The sequence below is a fragment of the Mesorhizobium sp. WSM4308 genome, assembly GCF_002294905.1.
Classification (GTDB): domain Bacteria; phylum Pseudomonadota; class Alphaproteobacteria; order Rhizobiales; family Rhizobiaceae; genus Mesorhizobium.
The window spans coordinates 266,378-284,570 of sequence record NZ_NSFW01000002.1 but is presented as its reverse complement, the minus strand read 5'-3'; the positions used below and the strand labels follow the sequence as shown (position 1 = coordinate 284,570).

The window sequence follows — 18,193 nt, the reverse complement described above, 5'->3', positions numbered from 1 at the left end:
CATCCCCACCTTCTCCCACGCTCCAGGGCTGTTCACCGTTTCATGGAAACGGCGAACCGCTCCAGCTTTTTGTTCCAACGCAATTCCCAAGGCAAAGCGCGACGCGCTTTTTCCGGGAAAACCGCTCTAAGGCAGTCTTCGAACGCATGAGCCTCGTCAAGAAATTCGCTACCGTCGCTTCCGGCACGCTGATGAGCCGCGCGCTCGGTTTCGGCCGCGAGATGCTGATGGCGGCAGCGCTCGGCACCGGACCAGTGGCCGACGCCTTCAACGCGGCGTTCCAATTCCCCAACACCTTTCGCCGGCTGTTCGCGGAAGGCGCCTTCAACGCCGCCTTCGTACCGCTGTTTGCCAAGGAGATCGAGACGCACGGCACCGACGGCGCCAAACGTTTTTCCGAGGAAGTGTTCGGCGTGCTGTTCTCGGCACTGCTGGCGCTGACCATCGCCATGGAACTGGCGATGCCGCTGCTCGTGCGCTACCTGGTGGCGCCTGGCTTTGCCGACACGCCGGGCAAGTTCGAGACGACCGTCCTGCTGGCGACGATCATGTTCCCCTATCTCATCTGCATGTCGCTGGCGGCCATGATGGCCGGCATGCTGAATTCGCTGCGCCGCTATTTCGCGGCGGCGATCGCGCCCGCCTTCCTCAACATCATCCTGATCAGCGTGCTTGGCTATGCCTGGTACCGCGGGCTGGACGCGCATGCCGTAGGCTTCAGCCTGTCCTGGGGCGTGCTGGCTGCGGGGCTCGTGCAGCTCGCCATCGTCTGGGTGGCGGTGCGCAATGCCGGCATCTCGATCGGCTTCCGCCGGCCGAAGATGACCCCGAACGTCAAGCGCCTGCTGATCCTGGCCCTGCCGGCGGCGATCACCGGCGGCATCACCCAGATCAACCAGCTGATCGGCACGGCGATCGCGTCGGCGCAGGACAGTGCGGTGTCCTCGCTCGCCTATGCCGACCGCGTCTACCAGCTGCCGCTCGGTGTCGTCGGCGTGGCGGTGGCGATCGTGCTGTTGCCGGAACTGTCGCGGGCGCTGAAATCGGGCAATCTCATCGAGGCGGCCAATCTGCAGAACCGCTCCGTCGAATTCACCCTGTTCATGACGCTGCCGGCGGCGGCGGCGCTCTGGGTGATGTCGGAGCCGATCGTGCGGCTGGTCTATGAGCGCGGCGCGTTCGCCGCCAACCATTCGACGCCGACCGTGGCGGCGATCCTGGCGATCTTCGGCCTTGGCCTGCCGGCCTTCGTGCTGATCAAGGCCTTCACCCCGGGTTATTTCGCCCGCGAGGACACGCGCACACCGATGATCTTCGCCGCCATCTCGGTGGCGGTGAACGTCGCCACCGCGCTGACGCTGTTTCCCAGGATGGGCGCACCCGGCATTGCGGTGGCCTCGGCCGTGGCCGGCTGGGTCAACGCGTTGATGCTGCTTGCGGTCTTGATCCGGCGCGGCCATTGGGGCCGCGACGTGCCGCTCCTGAAGCGCATTCCCCGACTGGTGCTGTCGGCGGCGGTGATGGCGGTGGCGCTGTATTTCGCCGAGCACTGGCTGGCCGCCAGGCTCGGTCCCGGCTCGCCGCTGGTCGTCAAGGCGACGACGCTGCTGGCGTTGGTGGCCGGCGGGGCGTTGCTCTACTTCGTCACCGCCTTTGCCACCGGCGGCGCTGATTTCGGCATGATCCGGAGAAATATCGGGCGTAAGGGATCGCCGCCTGTCGGCTGACGATCACCGGACTCTTGATACTGCCGCCGCGGATGCCGTGCGACCGCCTTGAACCCTGTGGATATGCGAGTGCTGAGGCGCCATCGCCTCTTCGTGTATTGCCTTTGGCGCCGACTGACAGCAGGACAAGCCTAGATTGCGTTGCCACTAAACTTGGAGGGCTCGATGGACAGGCTATCACTCGAAGATTTTGTTGATGATCAGCCTTGGGGAGACGACGTTCCGCTTCTGGAAGACATTTCCATTGAAAATCCGATAGCGGGCGTGCGGATGCAGCGGCTGGTTACAAGGGGCGACAAGCGTGGCGAGCTTACGGTCCTCATGTCGGCACTGCTGGAGCCCATAAGTCCGCCGCCACATGTCTATCTGGTATCGGCCGAGGCGGGATCGATCAGGGCGTGGGTCTATCACAAACGACAGTTCGACCGGCTCGCCTATACAAATGGCGACCTCAGGGTCGTACTCTACGATCTGCGCGAGGATAGCCCGACATACCAAAAACTGGAGGTCCTCGACGTCGGTGCGGCGAACAAGATCCTGCTGACGATTCCGCCCTGTGTCGTTCACGGGATTCAGAATCGGGGCAAGAGCATCGCGACATTCATCAACATGCCGACAACCGTCTACGATCCTAAACATCCGGACAAATCACGAATCCCCTACGATCATCCAGGCATCCCTTACAAATTCGGATAAACATGACCACGTTTTCCGTCATCATGGCCACCTACAATCGCGGCAGACATATTCTTCCGTCGATACAATCGGTGCTGCGCCAGACCTGTCGGGACTTCGAGCTGTTGGTGGTAGGCGATTGCTGCACTGACGATACGGCCGATGTGGTTCGGGCGCTCGCGTCTCCGCAAATCCGCTGGCTGAACCTGCCCGAGCGCGGCGGCAGCCAAGCCTTCCCCAACAATGCGGGCATAGAGATGTCGCGCGGGCAATACATTGCCTATCTCGGTCATGACGATATCTGGGCTCCGGACCATCTCCAGGCACTGGCAGATCTTTTCGGGCACAACCCGCAGCCGGACTTTGTCGTGAGCGGCGCGATCTTTCATGGCCCCAGGGCAAGCAATTTTCGGTGGGTGACCGGCATTTTCGACGAATCGGACACCGCTCTCAGGCACTTCTTCCCGCCTTCCAGTTTCGGTCACCGACGCGACGTCACCGATCGAATTGGGAAATGGCGCCATGCCAAAGAGATCACAGCGCCCGTTGACGCGGATTTCCTTTTGCGGGCGGCAAGGTCCGGGATGAATTTTGTCTCGACACAGCGGGTCACTGTCCACAAGTTCGCGGCCGGCCACCGCTACCTGAGTTATACGAGCCACACTTCGGACGAGCAGGAGCGAATGGTCCGGCGAATAGCCCGGCCGGGATATGACGCCTATCTGGCGTCCGAACTGGCCAAGGCGAAGGCCGCCGGCGCTTACATGATCGTCGTTCATCCGGACTACGAGCGCTATGAAAATGGTCAGGTTTCGAGTCAGAATGCGATGGCCAAGGGCGTCGTCCGCCCGGATCTGCGCAAGCTCAGACAGCGCGAGGTCATCAAGCAGGACAACTCGCCAAAAGCGCTCGACTGGTTTCCACTCGAAGCGGGCGGCGACTGGGTATTGTGGGTCGGCTGCAATCCGCGCCCAAAGCTGCTTGTGCCGTTCAAATATGCCGGCAAGGCGCGGATTCGCCTGGACATCCGGCACCCCCTACGCGAGGCGCTGACCGAGCTCAAATTGTCCGCAAACGGACAGCCGGCTGTGGCAAGCCTTTGCAACGTGCGCCAGGAAGGCAATCTCTGGAACGCACAAGCGACGTTTGAAACGGCGCTACGAAGGCACGATCATACGATTCTGGAACTTCATCTCACCAGATTGCAAAGACCCGCGGAACGCAGCGGCATCGGCGTTGCCGACATAGTGGTGACCCCGTTGGGGTGGCGAAGCATTGTTGCAAAAGGCACGCGGCTGCTGGCAAAGTTCCGCCCAGCCCGCTGATACCTCTTGCCGGTTTTTCACCCGTCGTCCATAAGCGCGCCGTCGCAAGACTTTCGCCGCGCGCGGTTTCCAGCCGCGTGATTGGCTCCAAAAAGTCTGCAACTTTTTGGAATCATGCTTATACGGCCCTCCACAAGCCATGAGGAACCCATGTCCGCCTTCAAGCCACTCGTCTTTTCCGGCGTCCAGCCGACCGGCAACCTGCATCTCGGCAACTATCTCGGCGCCATCAAGAAATTCGTCGCCCTGCAGGACACCTCCGATTGCATCTACTGCGTCGTCGACCTGCATTCGCTGACCGCGCAACTCGTTTATGACGACCTTGCCGACCAGACGCGCTCGATCACCGCCGCCTTCCTTGCCTCCGGCATCGACCCGAAGAAGCACATCGTCTTCAACCAGTCGCGGGTGATGCAGCATGCCGAGCTTGCCTGGATCTTCAATTGCGTCGCGCGCATCGGCTGGATGAACAAGATGACGCAGTTCAAGGACAAGGCCGGCAAGGACCGCGAAAATGCTTCGCTGGGCCTGCTCGCCTATCCCTCGCTGATGGCTGCCGACATCCTGCTCTACCGCGCCACGCATGTGCCGGTGGGCGAGGACCAGAAGCAGCATCTGGAGCTGACCCGCGACATCGCCCAGAAATTCAACAATGATTTTTCCGACCGCATCGCCCGGCTTGGCGTCGGCGTCGAGATGCAGGTCGGCGAGGAGACGGTGAACGGCTTCTTCCCGATCACCGAACCGGTGATCGGCGGCCCGGCGGCGCGCATCATGAGCCTGCGCGACGGTTCGAAGAAGATGTCGAAGTCGGACCCGTCGGACCTGTCACGCATCAACCTGACCGACGATGCCGACACCATCTCGAAGAAGATCCGCAAGGCCAAGACCGATCCCGAGGCTTTGCCGAGCGAAGTCGACGGGCTGGAAAGCCGGCCGGAAGCGGAAAACCTGGTCGGCATCTATGCCGGGCTGGCCGAGATGTCGAAGGCCGACGTGCTGAAGGAATTCGGCGGCCAGCAGTTTTCCGTGTTCAAGCCGGCACTGGCCGACCTTGCGGTTGAGAAGCTGGCGCCGATCGCCGGCGAGATGCGCCGCATCGAAGGCGACCGCGCCTATGTCGACGCGGTGCTCAGGGACGGCGGCGAACGCGCCGGCGTGCTCGCCGAGGCGACGATGACGACGGTGCGCGACATCATCGGGCTGCTTCAGAACTGATCCGCATCGTCAGTGCAGCGCACCATTCCGGCGCAAGACATACTGGCCTAAGGTCGGCGGCTTGCCGCCGGTCGGCGGCGGTGGCAGATTGCGGCCGAAAACGCACTCGCGTCACCGATTTTGAAATTCGCCAGAGTTGGATATCAAGGGCAATGCGAATTTCAAAATCAGTGACACGAGCAAACTATTGATTTCCAGTGTCGTTTTTGATTTCGAAGTTCGCTCGGAGCGCGATATCGAAAGCAGGCGAACTTCGAAATCACGACACTAGGTAGATAGACATGGTCTCCAAACGCCTCAGCCGCGAAGCCGGTCATCGCAGGAAATTCCTGACGATCATCGACGATACGCCCGAGTGCGAGCGCGCCGTCGCCTACGCCTCGAAGCGGGCGCAGAGCACCAGCGGCACGCTGGTGCTGCTCTATGTCATCGTGCCGGACGATTTCCAGCATTGGCTGGGCGTCGAGAAGATCATGCGCGAGGAGGCGAACGCCACGGCGCGGGCGGCTCTCGATGGCTACGCCAACAAGGTACGCCAGAAGCTCGGCATCGAGCCGGAGATGGTGGTGCGTGAAGGCAAGCCGACGGAAGAGATCCACAAACTGATCGAGGAGGACCAGGACATCGCCATCCTGGTGCTGGCGGCCGGCGCCGGCAAGGAAGGTCCCGGGCCGCTGGTCGGTGCCGTGGCCGGCAAGGGCGCCGCCTTCCCCATTCCGGTCACGGTGGTGCCGCAGAATCTGTCGGACGAGGAGATCGACAGCCTCGCCTGACGCCCGCCCGGGATTCTGTCCCCCAGCCAGCAAAAACATTCCGCAAGCCAGTCGTTCGGGCGATGCGTTTCGCTTGAATGTCCAGCCGATAAAGCCTATTTAGAACTATTCCAAACTATCTGCCCGTAGCGGGCACGGAGACGGCCATGTTCATCCAGACCGAATCGACGCCCAATCCGGCGACGCTGAAATTCCTGCCCGGCAAGGAAGTGCTGGTGGAAGGTACCGCCGATTTCCGCGATGCGGACAGTGCGGCAACGGCCTCGCCCCTGGCCGGCCGGCTGTTCGAAATCCCCGGCGTCACCGGCGTCTTCTTCGGTTACGATTTCATCACGGTGACCAAGGACGGTCCCGACTGGCAGCACCTGAAGCCGGCGATCCTCGGCGCCATCATGGAGCATTTCATGTCGGGTGCCCCTGTCATGGCGAAAAGCGGCCCGGCCGCGGAGACCAGCCAGACCGGCGAGTTCTACGACAAGGCGGACGAGGAACTGGTCATTACAATCAAGGAACTGCTCGACACCAGGGTGCGCCCGGCGGTGGCCCAGGATGGCGGCGACATCACCTTCCGCGGCTTCGAGAACGGCACGGTGTTCCTGCACATGAAGGGTGCCTGCGCCGGCTGTCCGTCATCGACGGCGACGCTGAAGCACGGCATCCAGAACCTGCTTCGGCATTTCGTGCCGGAAGTGCAGCAGGTCGAACAGGTCGCCTGATCGTCCCCGTTGCCAGCACGACTTCAGTCGTAAAAAACAAAAAACCGGGCCGAATTGCCCGGTTTTCTGTTTGGGACGTCCGTTGTTGCCTAGACGGTCCGCGTATGAACTTGTCTTCTCGTTTGACCGTGATCCCGCGAGGGATCATGGTCCTTACATCACGATGACCTTGGCGCCGACCGAGGCGCGGTCATAGAGATCGATGATGTCCTGGTTCATCAGCCTGATGCAGCCGGACGACATCGCCTTGCCGATCGAATTCCATTCCGGGCTGCCGTGCAGGCGGTAGCCCATGTCGCCGCCCTTGTTGAAGAGATACATGGCGCGCGCGCCAAGCGGGTTCTTCAGGCCCGGCTCCATGCCATTGGCGAACTTCGCCAGTTCCGGCTGGCGCCTGATCATTTCGCGGGGCGGCGTCCAGGTCGGCCATTCGCGCTTCAGCGCGATATGGGCGGTGCCGTGCCACTCGAAGCCTTCGCGACCAACGCCGATGCCGTAGCGGATCGCCAGGCCGTCACCCTCGACGAAGTAGAGGTACTTGTTCTGCGTATCGACTATGATGGTGCCCGGCTTTTCCTTGGTGTCGTAGTTCACTTCCTGCCGGCGATACTGCCTCGGCACCTTTTCGATCGGGACGCGCGGCAGTTGGTAGCCAGCATCGGTCACTGCGCCGTAGTCGTTGGAGAAGATCTGTCCGCCTATGGTGCTGCAGCCGGCGATGGCCGTGGACAGCGCCAATGCGGCAATTATTGCAAGCGACTTCATGCGCATGAGATGATCCGGTGCCCTGCCCAAACTTCAGCGGCACGAGTCGGCCGCTTTCTTGCCTTCATTCATGCTGGCATTTGCTTTGCTTGCCAAGCGCACGATGCCTATATGCTGGGACTTACGTGCTGGTAAGCGTATCAGTATGGCATTTCGGCAACAGCCTTCACCGGATTGTGAAGGAAATTCAATGGGCCTGACTCGCAGGCCCGGCAAGATCGAGGACAACGCCATGAATGTCGGCGACGCCGCCCATCGTTCAGGCCTGCCGGCCAAGACCATCCGCTACTATGAGGAGATCGGCCTGATCGCGCCGGCGCGCGCCGCCAACGGTTACCGCGATTATTCCGGTGACGACATCCATCGGCTGACCTTCCTGCGCCGCGCGCGCAACCTCGGCTTTTCCATCGACGATTGCCGCCAGCTGATGGCGCTTTACCAGGATCGCGGCCGCGCCAGCGCCGACGTGCGCGAGATCGCCGCCGCCCATGTCACGGCCATCGAGGAGAAGGTGCGCGAGCTCCAGTCGATGCGCTCGACCCTGCAGAAACTGATCCACGCCTGCCATGGCGACGAGCGGCCGGATTGCCCGATCCTGGATGACATGGCAGGGGCCGTGGCGCCTGGCGACAAACCCGTCCCGGCGAGACCATAGCAGACCCCCAGCAAGGGATTTTGGGCAGAGCGAGAGAGATGGCTTTCCGTCATCCACCGCATTGGGCGCCGTTGTTCGCCCTCTGCCGGCCGGGACGGCGCGCCATTACGTTAGACAATGCTTATAGACTCATCGCCAGAGCGGCGGCATTCTCCTCTCGGGAGGGGGAGCGGACAAGTCTCGCTACGACAATCGTTCCGACCGCTGGCGAAGGCGCGCCAGGCGTCGCCGGCATTGGCGTCCCTCGCGCAACACCATCTGGTGGACATTGATTGCCGCGGCGATCGCCATCCTGGCCAGCCTGATCGCAGTCAAGGCCGGGCCGCCTCTGGTGGGCTGCAACATCAAGGGAAACATCAGCTACAATACGGGCGAGCGCATCTATCACGTTCCGGGACAGCAATATTACAACGAGACCCGGATCAGCCTGTGGAAGGGCGAACGCTGGTTCTGTTCGGAGCAAGAAGCCCGGAAGGCCGGCTGGCGAAAATCAAGATCATGAGGACGTCCGGCCAGGTCCGGTGGAACCAGGGACTTCAGTCTTATTTGCGCGATTGCTAATATACATATAGGTTAATCAGCGCGGGGACAATCACCCAAAGCCCAAACCCGCAATGGCCGGTGCAGCCCCCTATAGACCAAAGCCAAACTGCGCCGGCCATTCCGCCAGGCATATTCCTTACGCCAACCCTTATATGCCGACTATCTAAAGTAATGGAACGTCCAATGGACATTTGCGGAACCTAAAAGGTCCCCTCAGACCTTTGTACACCGGCCCGCAAGACTTTAGTCTTGCCGCTCTCTAGTGAAGAACGCAAGTTGATCGCCACGACATAGGGCTCCACAGAGATGAATACCAGACTGCCCCCACCCGGATATTGCGCGATCACGGAAGGTCCCCAGGGCTGGGGTTCGCCACCTAATCGGCCGGCATATCGCGATTGCATGATCGACAGACCAATGTTGCGCGAGCGATCGCGCCTTGGATGCGCCGATTGCCACGCCCCGCAGGAACGACCCGGCACGCTCGCAGTCGGGGGGACATGGGGTCGTGCCGGGTCGTTGCGGGTCAGGCTTTTGGGATCGTCTCCGCACTGCCTAAGCTATATCTATATTAGCTTCATCTCAATTAAGACTGAAGTCCTGCCCATGGACTGCCAACTTCAGAGAGCAGAACCTGTTCCGCACTTCCACGGGATGAATATTTAAGGCCGATACACCCAAAAGAAGTCAGGATCGGTTCTTGAAGGCTTGACTTGAAGGGCATACCGTCAGCCCAATGGGCCTGGTGACACAATGTTGAACGACGAAAAAGACAAGCAGTTTTGGGCTTTGGACCTGGACGCTCTGCGCAAGGCTTTCGACACATACGTTCAAGAGCACAAAACCACGGCAGCGGAGTGGGGGGAACACGCCAAGCGGTTCCTCGAAAAACAACGCGTACGTCAGCGCGAATCGAACTGATTCCCAGCCGCAGGGGTCTGCATCGGTCTGCTAGACAGATTCGACTTCCCTACCACCACCCCCTACGGGCCTGCATCGGTTGTAGGTCTGCCCGCGTATAATATCGCCTATCACGAGCCGACCAGAAGAAGACGCCCGACCAGATTGGTGGATGCATCTCGACGACCGACCGAAGAAGAAGCCGAAGGAATAGCGGCAGTCGACCTGTAGCCTTCCCCTACGGCTGGGGTAGCGGGTAACGTAACGCCGCACGGGGCAAGCACCATGAACAAACCAACTCGCCTTGCGATCGCCGCTGTGGCGTTAGGCAGCGCCGGATGCGGTGCGATGGATAGCGTTCAATCCTTTGAGATGCGTCGGGAAGCAGACGGCGCACGCGCATCATGCGGGCAAACGACTGCCCCTACTTCCCTAGGCGGAGGTAATATCGACCCCGCCGTGGCGCGATGTGTAACTGCATGCAAGCAGCTCGGGTTTGTTGTTGAGAGCACTCTTCCTCCCGGTCTGATCAACAAGAAGATCGATATGGCTGGTGGTATCCCAGCGTCAGAATGCCTGATACTCAAAAAATAAGCTGCCGCCCCGCCTAGGACAAAATACCTATTTCACTCTGGGTCTGTCAACCATATAATCGCCTATCACAAAAGGGTTCAAACCGTGAACAAAATCTGGCATGGTGCCTGCCATGCCGATCATTTCCCCCATCGCAATCAACCCCCTCATCGACGGTCGCCAGTCCGAACGCGCCATGCTGGTGCGGCGCGGCGTGCAGCGGCTGCTCATGGCGATGGGCGCGCATGTGCTGCCTGAACTGTCGCTGGCCACCGGCCGCCGCGCCGACCTCGTGGCGCTGACCCGCCAGGGCGACATCTGGATCATCGAGATCAAATCCTCGATCGAGGATTTCCGGGTCGACCGCAAATGGCCCGACTACCGGCTGCATTCCGACCGCTTCTTCTTCGCCACCCATCCCGGCGTGCCCTCGGAGATCTTTCCCGAAGAGTGCGGCTTCATCCTATCCGACGGCTATGGCGCCGAGATCCTGCGCGAGGCGCCGGAGCACCGCATGGCGGCGGCAACGCGCAAGGCGCTGATGCTGCGCATCGCGCGCGCCGGTGCTGCGCGGCTGCTGGCGGCGGAACTGGCCGGCGTCACGGTGCCGGCGCTGGAAGGGGAGAGCGAATAGTTCGCCGAACCGCGAACCGCGCCGCTACTCCTCACCGTCTTCCGCCCCACCCGCGGCCGGCGCCATCAGCAGCACGGCCGCGCCGAAGATGGCGGCGACGAAGGAGCCGGCGAGGATGCCGACCTTGACCGCATCCTGCAGGGCCACGTCGCCGGCAAAGGCGAGCAGGCCGATGAACAGGCTCATGGTGAAGCCGATGCCGCAGAGCAGCGAGATGCCGATCATATGCGACCAGCCGGCATGGGCCGGCAGGTCGGCCAGGCCGAGCCTTATGGCGAGTGCCGAGGAGCCGAACACGCCGACCAGCTTGCCGGCCACCAGGCCGGCGGCGACGCCCAGCGTCAGCGGCTCGATCAGCGCGCCAAAACTCAGGCCGGCGAGCGAAACGCCGGCATTGGCGAAGCCGAAGATCGGGATGACGAAAAAGGGGACGATTTTGTGCAGGCCGTGCTCGAGCCGGTGCAGCGGCGAATGGTCGAGATCGTGGCCGATCCCGGCGGAGCGCTCAAGCGGAATGGTCAGCGCCAGCGCAACGCCGGCAAGCGTGGCGTGGACGCCCGATCTCAGCACCAATACCCACAGGATTGCGCCGAGCACGAGATAGGGCACCAGCGTCATCACCCGCATGCGGTTGAGCACGACAAGCACCGCAATGACGGCGAAGGCGGCGCCGAGATAGATGAGCGACAGGCCGCTCGTATAGAAGATGGCGATGATGATGACGGCGCCGAGGTCGTCGATGATGGCGAGCGCGGTCAGGAAGACCTTCAGCGAAGCTGGCACGCGGCTGCCGAGCAGCGACAATACGCCAAGCGCGAAGGCGATGTCGGTGGCGGTCGGGATCGCCCAGCCGGAGAGTGCCGCCGGATTGTTGCGGTTGATCAAGACATAGACCAGCGCCGGAACCACCATGCCGCCGGCCGCCGCGATGCCGGGCAGGACGCGGCGTGGCCAGGTCGACAGCTGGCCGTCCAGCATCTCGCGCTTGATCTCCAGCCCGACGAGCAGGAAGAACACCGCCATCAGCCCGTCATTGACCCAGTGCGAGATGCTGAGCGGGCCGAGATAGGCATGGAGAACGGAGAAATAGGTTTCGGCGAGCGGTGAGTTGGCGACGATCAAGGCGAGTGCCGCCGCCACCATCAGGATGATGCCGCCAGCCGCCTCGCTGTCGAGGAATTCGCGGAAGACGGAAACCGGCCGCTGCTTCAAATCCTGCATGTCGCCTCCGTTAAGCCGCCTGATCAGCAGGCTTCACTATCCAAACGCCGGTGCCGCCCCTCACCTGCCTGCCGGCATCCTCTCCCCGTATAGTGACGGGGAGAGGGGCGCTGTCATCGCCGATTTCGCCAATCGCCAACGTCGCAAGAAGGGCGCCGGCATCGCGGCCAGCCCCCTTCTCCCCGTCACTATACGGGGAGAAGTGCCCGGCAGGGCGATGAGGGGCGGCGCTGACTTTGAGAATTGACGGCCTCCACCGCGAACTCGAAATCGGCCCAAGGCAATTGCCTTGCGTGTCCTGGATCCTAACGCGGGGCGCGCTTGGCCAGTATGCGCTGCAGCGTGCGGCGGTGCATGTTGAGCCGGCGCGCTGTTTCGGAAACGTTGCGCTCGCACATTTCGTAGACGCGCTGGATATGCTCCCAACGCACGCGGTCGGCCGACATCGGGTTTTCCGGCGGTGCGGCGCGCTCGCCCGAGGTGCGGGTGAGGGCGGCGAAGATGTCGTCGGCATCGGCAGGCTTCGACAGATAATCGACGGCGCCAAGCTTCACCGCGGTCACCGCGGTGGCTATGTTGCCGTAGCCGGTCAGGATGATGGTGCGGGAATCCTCGCGCTTCTCGCGGATGGCGGCGACGACATCGAGACCGTTGCCGTCGCCGAGCCGCATGTCGACCACGGCGTAGGCCGGCGGATTGGCGCGGGCCTTGCCCACGGCCTCCTCGACGCTCTCGGCGGTCTCAACCACAAAACCCCTGGTTTCCATGGCCCGGGCGAGACGCGTGAGGAACGGCTTGTCGTCATCGACGATCAGAAGCGAGGTGTCCTCGCCTTCAACCATTGCGCCAATATTTTCATCGCCTGTCATCGTCGTAAGAATTCCTGCTGCCTTAATTTTACGCAGATATAGTTTTGCGCCGCTATTGTCCAATTCACGCAGTGTCAAACATGGTGGCCGGGGCCGTTTCCGGGTTCAGGAAGACCGATCTGGGCCACGAAATCTGCACCACGGCGCCCTCGCCCAGGCCGCTCGAATTGCGGAAATCGAGCGTGGCGCCCGAGCGTTCGAGCAGAGTCTTGGCGATGAACAGGCCGAGTCCCAGGCCGCCGCCGGCCTCGGTGCCCTGGCGCGTCGACATATAGGGCTCGCCGATGCGGTCGATGATTTCGGGTGGGAAACCAGGCCCGTCATCGATGATCGAGAAGGTGACGGTCGCCTCGTCCCAGCTCCAGCGCACGGTGACGCTCTTGCGGGCGAAATCGACGGCGTTCTCGACCAGATTGCCGAGGCCGTAGATGACGCCCGGATTGCGGCGCCCGACCGGCTCCGGACCGGTGCGTTCGCCCGGGCGAAGCTTGATCGAGATGCCGAAGTCGCGATGCGGCGCGGTGACCTCCTCGACCAGCGAGGTCAGCGGCAAACGGGAAAGATGCGCCTCACCCTCCGACGAAAGGCTGGTCAGGCGCTTGAGGATTTCGCGGCAGCGTTCGCTTTGCGAGCGCAGCAGCTTCACGTCTTCCCCGTATTTCGGGTCGCTGCCGAGCGCCTTTTCCATCTCCTTGGCGACGAGCGTGATGGTGGCGAGCGGCGTGCCGAGCTCATGCGCGGCCGCCGCCGCCAGGCCGTCGAGCGCCGAAAGGTGCTGTTCGCGCTGCAGCACCAGCTCGGTGGCGGCAAGCGCATTGGCCAAAAGCCGCGCTTCGGCGGCCACCCGGAAGGCATACATGGCGGTGAAGGCGATCGAGGACAGCACCGCCATCCACATGCCGGCGACATAGATGAAAGGCATGGCCAGCGGCGCGCCTTCATACCAGGGCAACGGCAGATGGAAGAACACCAGCAAGGTCGCCGCCAGCATCACCAGCCCGCCGAGGATGGCGGTGAGGCGTAGCGGCAGCGACGTCGCCGAAATGACGACAGGCACGGTCATCAGCAGCGAGAACGGATTGGTCAGGCCGCCGGTCATATAGAGCAGCCCGGCAAGCTGCAGGCTGTCGAAGATCAGGATGCCGAAGGCGGCAAAGGGGGTGAGCCGGTGCGCCGCCGGAAAGCGGAAGGCCAGGAACAGGTTCATCCAGGCCGAACAGGCGATCAGCGCGAAGCACAGGCTGACCGGCAGCGGGAATTTCAACCCATAGGCGACGACAAGCACCGCCACGCTCTGGCCGACGATGGCCAGCCAGCGCAGCCGGATCAGCGTGTTGAGGCGCAGCCGCTGGCTTTGCTGAAAATCGGGCGCGTTCAGGATGTTGATCATGGCCATGGATTACAGCCGGGAAAGCTGGAGCGCTAGCTCCCGCGTGGCTTGGCACGGGCTGTAGCGGCGGCAAGCAGCGGATTTTCCGGCCAGACATGCTTGGGATAGCGCCCGCGCATGTCGGCGCGCACATCGGCCCAGGAGCCGCGCCAGAAGCCGGGCAGGTCGCGTGTCGTCTGGATCGGCCGGTGCGCCGGCGACAGCAACTCGAGTGTCAGCGGCACGGTGCCGTTGGCAATCGAGGGGTGGCGGTCGAGGCCGAACAGCTCCTGCACGCGCACCGCCAGAACCGGCCATTCGCCGTCATAGCGGATCGGCACATGACTGCCGGACGGCGCATCGAAATGCGTCGGCGCCAGTGCATCGACCTTGCGCTGCAGCTCGTGCGGCACGAGCGAGGCCAGGGCGGCCGAGACAACTCCGGGATCGATGGCGGCCAGGGACGCCGCCCCCGACAGGAAGGGCAGCAGCCAGTCGTCGAGGCGTTCGATCAGCGCTTCATCCGACATGTCGGGCCAGGGTGCGCCGAGGCCACGATGCAGCCAGGACAGCCGCTGGCGCAGCGTCTCGGCCTCCCTGCTCCACCCGAGCAGCGACAGGCCGTGCTCGCGCAGCGCATCTATAATGGCGCGGTCGGCATCGGCGCCTGAAGGAGCCGGCAGCATCCGTTCGGCGAGCGTGATGGCGCCAAGGCGAACGGTTTCACGCACACGCACGGCGCGGCGCTCGCGATCGAAGCTGGTCCGCCGACGTGTTTCGATCCGGTCGGCCAGCGTGGCGCGGATGTCGTCCTCGCTTATTGCCGCGGCAGCCGCGATGCGGGCATTCTGCGCCTTGCCCTGCAGGTCGGCGACGACCAGAAACGGCTCGCCGGCCAGCGGGTCGGCGGCATCGAGCATGGCGCCGGAGCCATTGGCCAGCACGAAGCGGCCGCGCTCGCCACGCGCCTTGGCGACGCGGTCCGGCCAGGCGTTCACGAGGAGCGCGCCGGCGGAAACGGGTTCACCGTTCTTCGCGCCGCCGGCCTGTTTGGCCAGCCGTTCGGCGAGCTGGCGCGCGGCGGTGGCGCGGGGCGATCTTTCCCCGCGAAAGCGCATCAGCCGCCGCTCCAGATCGGCGCCGTCGCCGCCAAGGCCGCGTTCGGTGAGCAGGACGGCCAGCATGGCCGCCTCGCCCGCATGGCCGCTCTTGGCGGCCTCGGCAACCATATGCGCCAGCCGCACCGGCAGAGCGAGCTTGCGCATCGAAGCGCCCGCTTCCGTCAAACGCCCCGCATCGTCGATGGCATGGAGCGCGCGCAGCAGCACCCTTGCCTCGTTGAGCGCCGGCGCCGGCGGCGGATCGAGGAAGGCGAGACCGGTCGGGTCGGCGACGCCGAAGGCGGCACAGTCGAGCAACAGGCCCGAAAGGTCGGCTTCGAGGATTTCCGGCGGCGTGAAGGCGGGAAGTGCCGCCGTCTGTTCGGCGCGCCAGAGCCGGATGGCGACGCCGGCCTGCGTGCGCCCGGCGCGGCCGGCGCGCTGGTCGGCGGATGCCTTGCTGACGCGCACCGTCTCCAGCCGCGTCAGGCCGCTCGCCGGCTCATAGCGCGGCAGCCGCGACAGGCCGGAATCGATGACGACACGCACGCCGTCGATGGTGATGGAGGTCTCGGCAATCGACGTCGCCAGCACCACCTTGCGGCGGCCCGGCGGTGCCGGCTTGATCGCGGCGTCCTGCGCCTTGCCGTCGAGCTGGCCATAGAGCGGGACGATGTCGGTGTCGGCGCCGATTTTGCCGGCCAGCCGTTCGGCGGTGCGCTCGATCTCGCGCTGGCCGGGCAGGAAGGCAAGCACGCTGCCGCTCTCGTCGGCAAGGGCGGCGCGGATCCCCTTGGCCATCGCATCCTCGATCGGGACGCCGGCCGGCCGTTCGTCGTAGCCTATGTCGACGGGGAAGGCGCGGCCCTCGCTTTCGATCACCGGCGCGCCCGACAGGAGTTTTGCCACGCGCGCGCCATCCAGTGTCGCCGACATCACCAGCAGCCGCAGATCCGGCCGCAGCGCACCCTGCACGTCGAGCGCCAGCGCCAGGCCGAAATCGCCGTCGAGCGAGCGCTCGTGGAATTCGTCGAAGAGGACCGCCGAGACGCCGGGCAGTTCGGGATCGTCGAGGATCATGCGCGCCAGAACGCCCTCGGTGACGACCAGTATCCTGGTCTTGGCCGAGGTGCGGTTTTCCATGCGCATGGCATAGCCGACTGTCGCGCCGGGCTCCTCATCCAGCAATTGCGCCATGCGACGCGCGGCGGCGCGGGCGGCGAGCCGGCGCGGTTCGAGCAGGACGATCTTGCCTGTCCCCAGCCATGGCGCATCGAGCAGCGCCAGCGGCACCAGCGTCGTCTTGCCGGCGCCGGGCGGCGCCACCAGCACGGCGCTGTTGCGTTCGGCCAGCGCCGCGCCCAGCGCCGGCAGCACGGCGGATACCGGAAGCTCCGGCAGGGATCTTGTCGTCATCGCGTCCGCATATCAGCGGTCACGGTCACCGTGCAACCGGCGTCGGCTCAAAGCCGGGTGCGCGCAAACGGGTTCCAGCGCACGGTGCCCAGCCGCACCTCCTCGCGCACCATGGTCAGCAGGCCCGCCCCGCCGACGACCACAAGGCCCACCAGCGACAGCCAGTCCGGGTATTCCTGGAAGAACAGCGCGCCGAGGATCACCGCCCAGACGATCTGCGAATAATGCGTCGGCGCGATCCGGTTGGCGGGAGCGTATTTCGCGGCGAGCAGCTGCATGAATTGCCCACCCGCGGTGAAGGCGCCGGCCATCGCCAGCCAGACGAGCTGCATGGCATTCGGCAAGGTGAAGGAGGTGGCCGCAGCGCCCGCACCGTTGAACAGCAGACCATAGCCGACAAGCACGCCGAGCATCGAGGTGCGCTTTTCCTGCTGGGCGAGCGAACGCAGCAGGATGACACTGGCCGCTGCGAGGAAGGCGTTCACGAAGGCGGCCAGGTGGCCGAGGTTCAATTCGCGAAAACCCTGCCGCACCACCAGCATCACCCCGGCAAAGCCGGCCACCACCGCCAGCCATCGCCAGGGGCCGACCTTTTCCTTCAGGATGACGGTGGACAGGATGGTGACAAGCAAGGGCGCCAGGAAGATCAGCGCGTAGACTTCGGCAAGCGGAATGTGGGTGAAGGCATAGACGCTGAGCACGCCGGAGGCGATGCCGGCCCAGGCGCGCGCCTGCACCGCCCATGGCCGCTTCATGCGCCAGAAATCGCGCCAGTGCTCGCCCGCCGGGCGGGTGAAGAACAGGAAAAAGCCGGCAAACAAAGTGGCGAAGAAGCCGATCTCGAAGACGGTGAACTGTCCGCCCAGGCTCTTGATAACGGCATCGCTGCCCGAATAGCTTGCATAGGCGAGCAGAGCGAGCAGGATTCCGTTCGGCACGTTTTTCCATTTCCGGGAGAGAGCAGCTTGAAAATTTTGGCGCTCGGTGCGCATCCGGACGACATCGAGATCTTCATGTTCGGTACTCTGGCCGCCTACGCGGCGCAAGGCGCAGAACTGACTTTTGCCGTGGCCACGGATGGGGCCAAGGGCGGCAAGAGTGATGCCACGTTTCTCGCTCGTGTCCGTCGTGCGGAAGCAACGACTGCCGCGGCACTGCTTGGAGCGGCGCCGCGCTTCCTCGACTTTCCCGACGGCGAGCTGGTGGCCGATGCCGCGCTCATCGGCGCGCTGAAAACGCTGATCCGCGAGACCGGGCCTGAGCTGGTGATCACGCACGCGTCCAACGACTATCACGCCGACCACCGCGCGCTGTCGGACGGCGTGCGCATCGCGGCCTCGTTCGCGGTTCCGGTGCTGCATGCCGATACGATGGGCGGCACCGGGTTCTCGCCGACGCACTATGTCGATATTTCCGCCTACCGGGATATCAAGATACAGGCGATCCGCATGCACCGGTCACAGCGGCCGGAGCAATATGTCGACCGGGCGCGCATCCAGAATGAATTTCGCGCCGGCCAATGCAACGCCTTCCCCGGTTCTCTGGCCGAGGCTTTTCGCTTCGAGCCTACATTTCCCTTCGCCGACATACGCGCCTTGCTGCCGCCCGCGCCGCCGGTCCGGCCGGTGACGCCACAGACGAACGCCATCAGCGAGGCCGGCTGAGCCGCTGCCGGAGAAACATCCGGCGACCATTTCCCAACAATTTCAATCAT

Annotated in this window: 17 protein-coding genes; 11 read left to right on the top strand and 6 right to left on the bottom strand. The window is 63.7% G+C overall.

Annotated features, from left to right (window positions below; genetic code table 11):
* Positions 1-146: 146 nt before the first annotated feature.
* The 6 genes from murJ (at position 147) to CK227_RS04190 (ending at position 6,434) form a co-directional block, all read left to right on the top strand.
* Positions 147-1,727, top strand: coding sequence for a murein biosynthesis integral membrane protein MurJ (gene murJ / locus CK227_RS04215; protein WP_095771681.1), 1,581 nt, complete (start codon positions 147-149; stop codon positions 1,725-1,727).
* 165 nt (positions 1,728-1,892) lie between these two features.
* Entirely contained in the window at positions 1,893-2,423 is a 531-nt protein-coding gene (locus CK227_RS04210) for a dTDP-4-dehydrorhamnose 3,5-epimerase family protein (protein WP_095771680.1), read from the top strand.
* Positions 2,424-2,425: 2 nt separating this feature from the next.
* Positions 2,426-3,727 carry a glycosyltransferase gene (locus tag CK227_RS04205; RefSeq protein WP_095771679.1) on the top strand — a complete coding sequence of 434 codons (1,302 nt, stop codon included), beginning with the start codon at positions 2,426-2,428 and terminating at the stop codon, positions 3,725-3,727.
* A gap of 150 nt (positions 3,728-3,877) precedes the next feature.
* The gene (gene trpS, locus CK227_RS04200; protein WP_095771678.1) at positions 3,878-4,945 is read left to right on the top strand and encodes a tryptophan--tRNA ligase; all 1,068 of its coding nucleotides are present in this window, start codon (positions 3,878-3,880) and stop codon (positions 4,943-4,945) included.
* A gap of 281 nt (positions 4,946-5,226) precedes the next feature.
* Positions 5,227-5,718: a universal stress protein gene (locus CK227_RS04195; RefSeq protein WP_010913128.1), complete on the top strand. Its 492-nt coding sequence runs from the start codon at positions 5,227-5,229 to the stop codon at positions 5,716-5,718.
* A 146-nt stretch (positions 5,719-5,864) separates the two neighbouring features.
* Complete coding sequence (locus tag CK227_RS04190) at positions 5,865-6,434, top strand: NifU family protein (RefSeq protein ID WP_095771677.1); 570 nt, start codon at positions 5,865-5,867, stop codon at positions 6,432-6,434.
* 153 nt (positions 6,435-6,587) lie between these two features.
* Here CK227_RS04190 and CK227_RS04185 read toward each other — a convergent pair whose 3' ends face one another.
* Positions 6,588-7,205 carry a L,D-transpeptidase gene (locus CK227_RS04185; protein ID WP_095771676.1) on the bottom strand — a complete coding sequence of 206 codons (618 nt, stop codon included), beginning with the start codon at positions 7,203-7,205 and terminating at the stop codon, positions 6,588-6,590.
* A 226-nt stretch (positions 7,206-7,431) separates the two neighbouring features.
* Here CK227_RS04185 and cueR point away from each other — a divergent pair, with 226 nt between their 5' ends.
* From cueR to CK227_RS04170, 4 genes are all read left to right on the top strand, one after another.
* A complete protein-coding gene (cueR, locus tag CK227_RS04180; RefSeq protein ID WP_095771947.1) occupies positions 7,432-7,854 on the top strand; it encodes a Cu(I)-responsive transcriptional regulator in 423 nt (140 codons plus the stop codon).
* A gap of 283 nt (positions 7,855-8,137) precedes the next feature.
* Entirely contained in the window at positions 8,138-8,356 is a 219-nt protein-coding gene (locus CK227_RS04175; protein WP_245318082.1) for a hypothetical protein, read from the top strand.
* Positions 8,357-9,150: 794 nt separating this feature from the next.
* Positions 9,151-9,318: a hypothetical protein gene (locus CK227_RS36620; protein ID WP_019862884.1), complete on the top strand. Its 168-nt coding sequence runs from the start codon at positions 9,151-9,153 to the stop codon at positions 9,316-9,318.
* Positions 9,319-10,003: 685 nt separating this feature from the next.
* Positions 10,004-10,504, top strand: a complete 501-nt coding sequence (locus tag CK227_RS04170) for an MmcB family DNA repair protein (RefSeq protein ID WP_179296381.1) — start codon at positions 10,004-10,006, stop codon at positions 10,502-10,504.
* Positions 10,505-10,528: 24 nt separating this feature from the next.
* Here the strand turns inward: CK227_RS04170 and nhaA are convergent, their stop codons facing one another.
* From nhaA to CK227_RS04140, 5 genes are all read right to left on the bottom strand, one after another.
* The gene (gene nhaA / locus CK227_RS04165) at positions 10,529-11,725 is read right to left on the bottom strand and encodes a Na+/H+ antiporter NhaA (protein WP_095771673.1); all 1,197 of its coding nucleotides are present in this window, start codon (positions 11,723-11,725) and stop codon (positions 10,529-10,531) included.
* Positions 11,726-12,030: 305 nt separating this feature from the next.
* Positions 12,031-12,594 carry an ActR/PrrA/RegA family redox response regulator transcription factor gene (locus CK227_RS04155; protein ID WP_010913121.1) on the bottom strand — a complete coding sequence of 188 codons (564 nt, stop codon included), beginning with the start codon at positions 12,592-12,594 and terminating at the stop codon, positions 12,031-12,033.
* A gap of 64 nt (positions 12,595-12,658) precedes the next feature.
* Entirely contained in the window at positions 12,659-13,990 is a 1,332-nt protein-coding gene (locus tag CK227_RS04150) for an ActS/PrrB/RegB family redox-sensitive histidine kinase (RefSeq protein WP_095771671.1), read from the bottom strand.
* Between the two features lie 26 nt (positions 13,991-14,016).
* Positions 14,017-16,479, bottom strand: coding sequence for an ATP-dependent helicase HrpB (gene hrpB, locus CK227_RS04145; RefSeq protein ID WP_095771670.1), 2,463 nt, complete (start codon positions 16,477-16,479; stop codon positions 14,017-14,019).
* A 47-nt stretch (positions 16,480-16,526) separates the two neighbouring features.
* Positions 16,527-17,417, bottom strand: coding sequence for a DMT family transporter (locus CK227_RS04140; RefSeq protein WP_095771669.1), 891 nt, complete (start codon positions 17,415-17,417; stop codon positions 16,527-16,529).
* 27 nt (positions 17,418-17,444) lie between these two features.
* Between CK227_RS04140 and CK227_RS04135 the strand changes: the two genes are divergently transcribed.
* Positions 17,445-18,143 carry a PIG-L deacetylase family protein gene (locus tag CK227_RS04135; RefSeq protein ID WP_095771668.1) on the top strand — a complete coding sequence of 233 codons (699 nt, stop codon included), beginning with the start codon at positions 17,445-17,447 and terminating at the stop codon, positions 18,141-18,143.
* Positions 18,144-18,193: the final 50 nt, after the last annotated feature.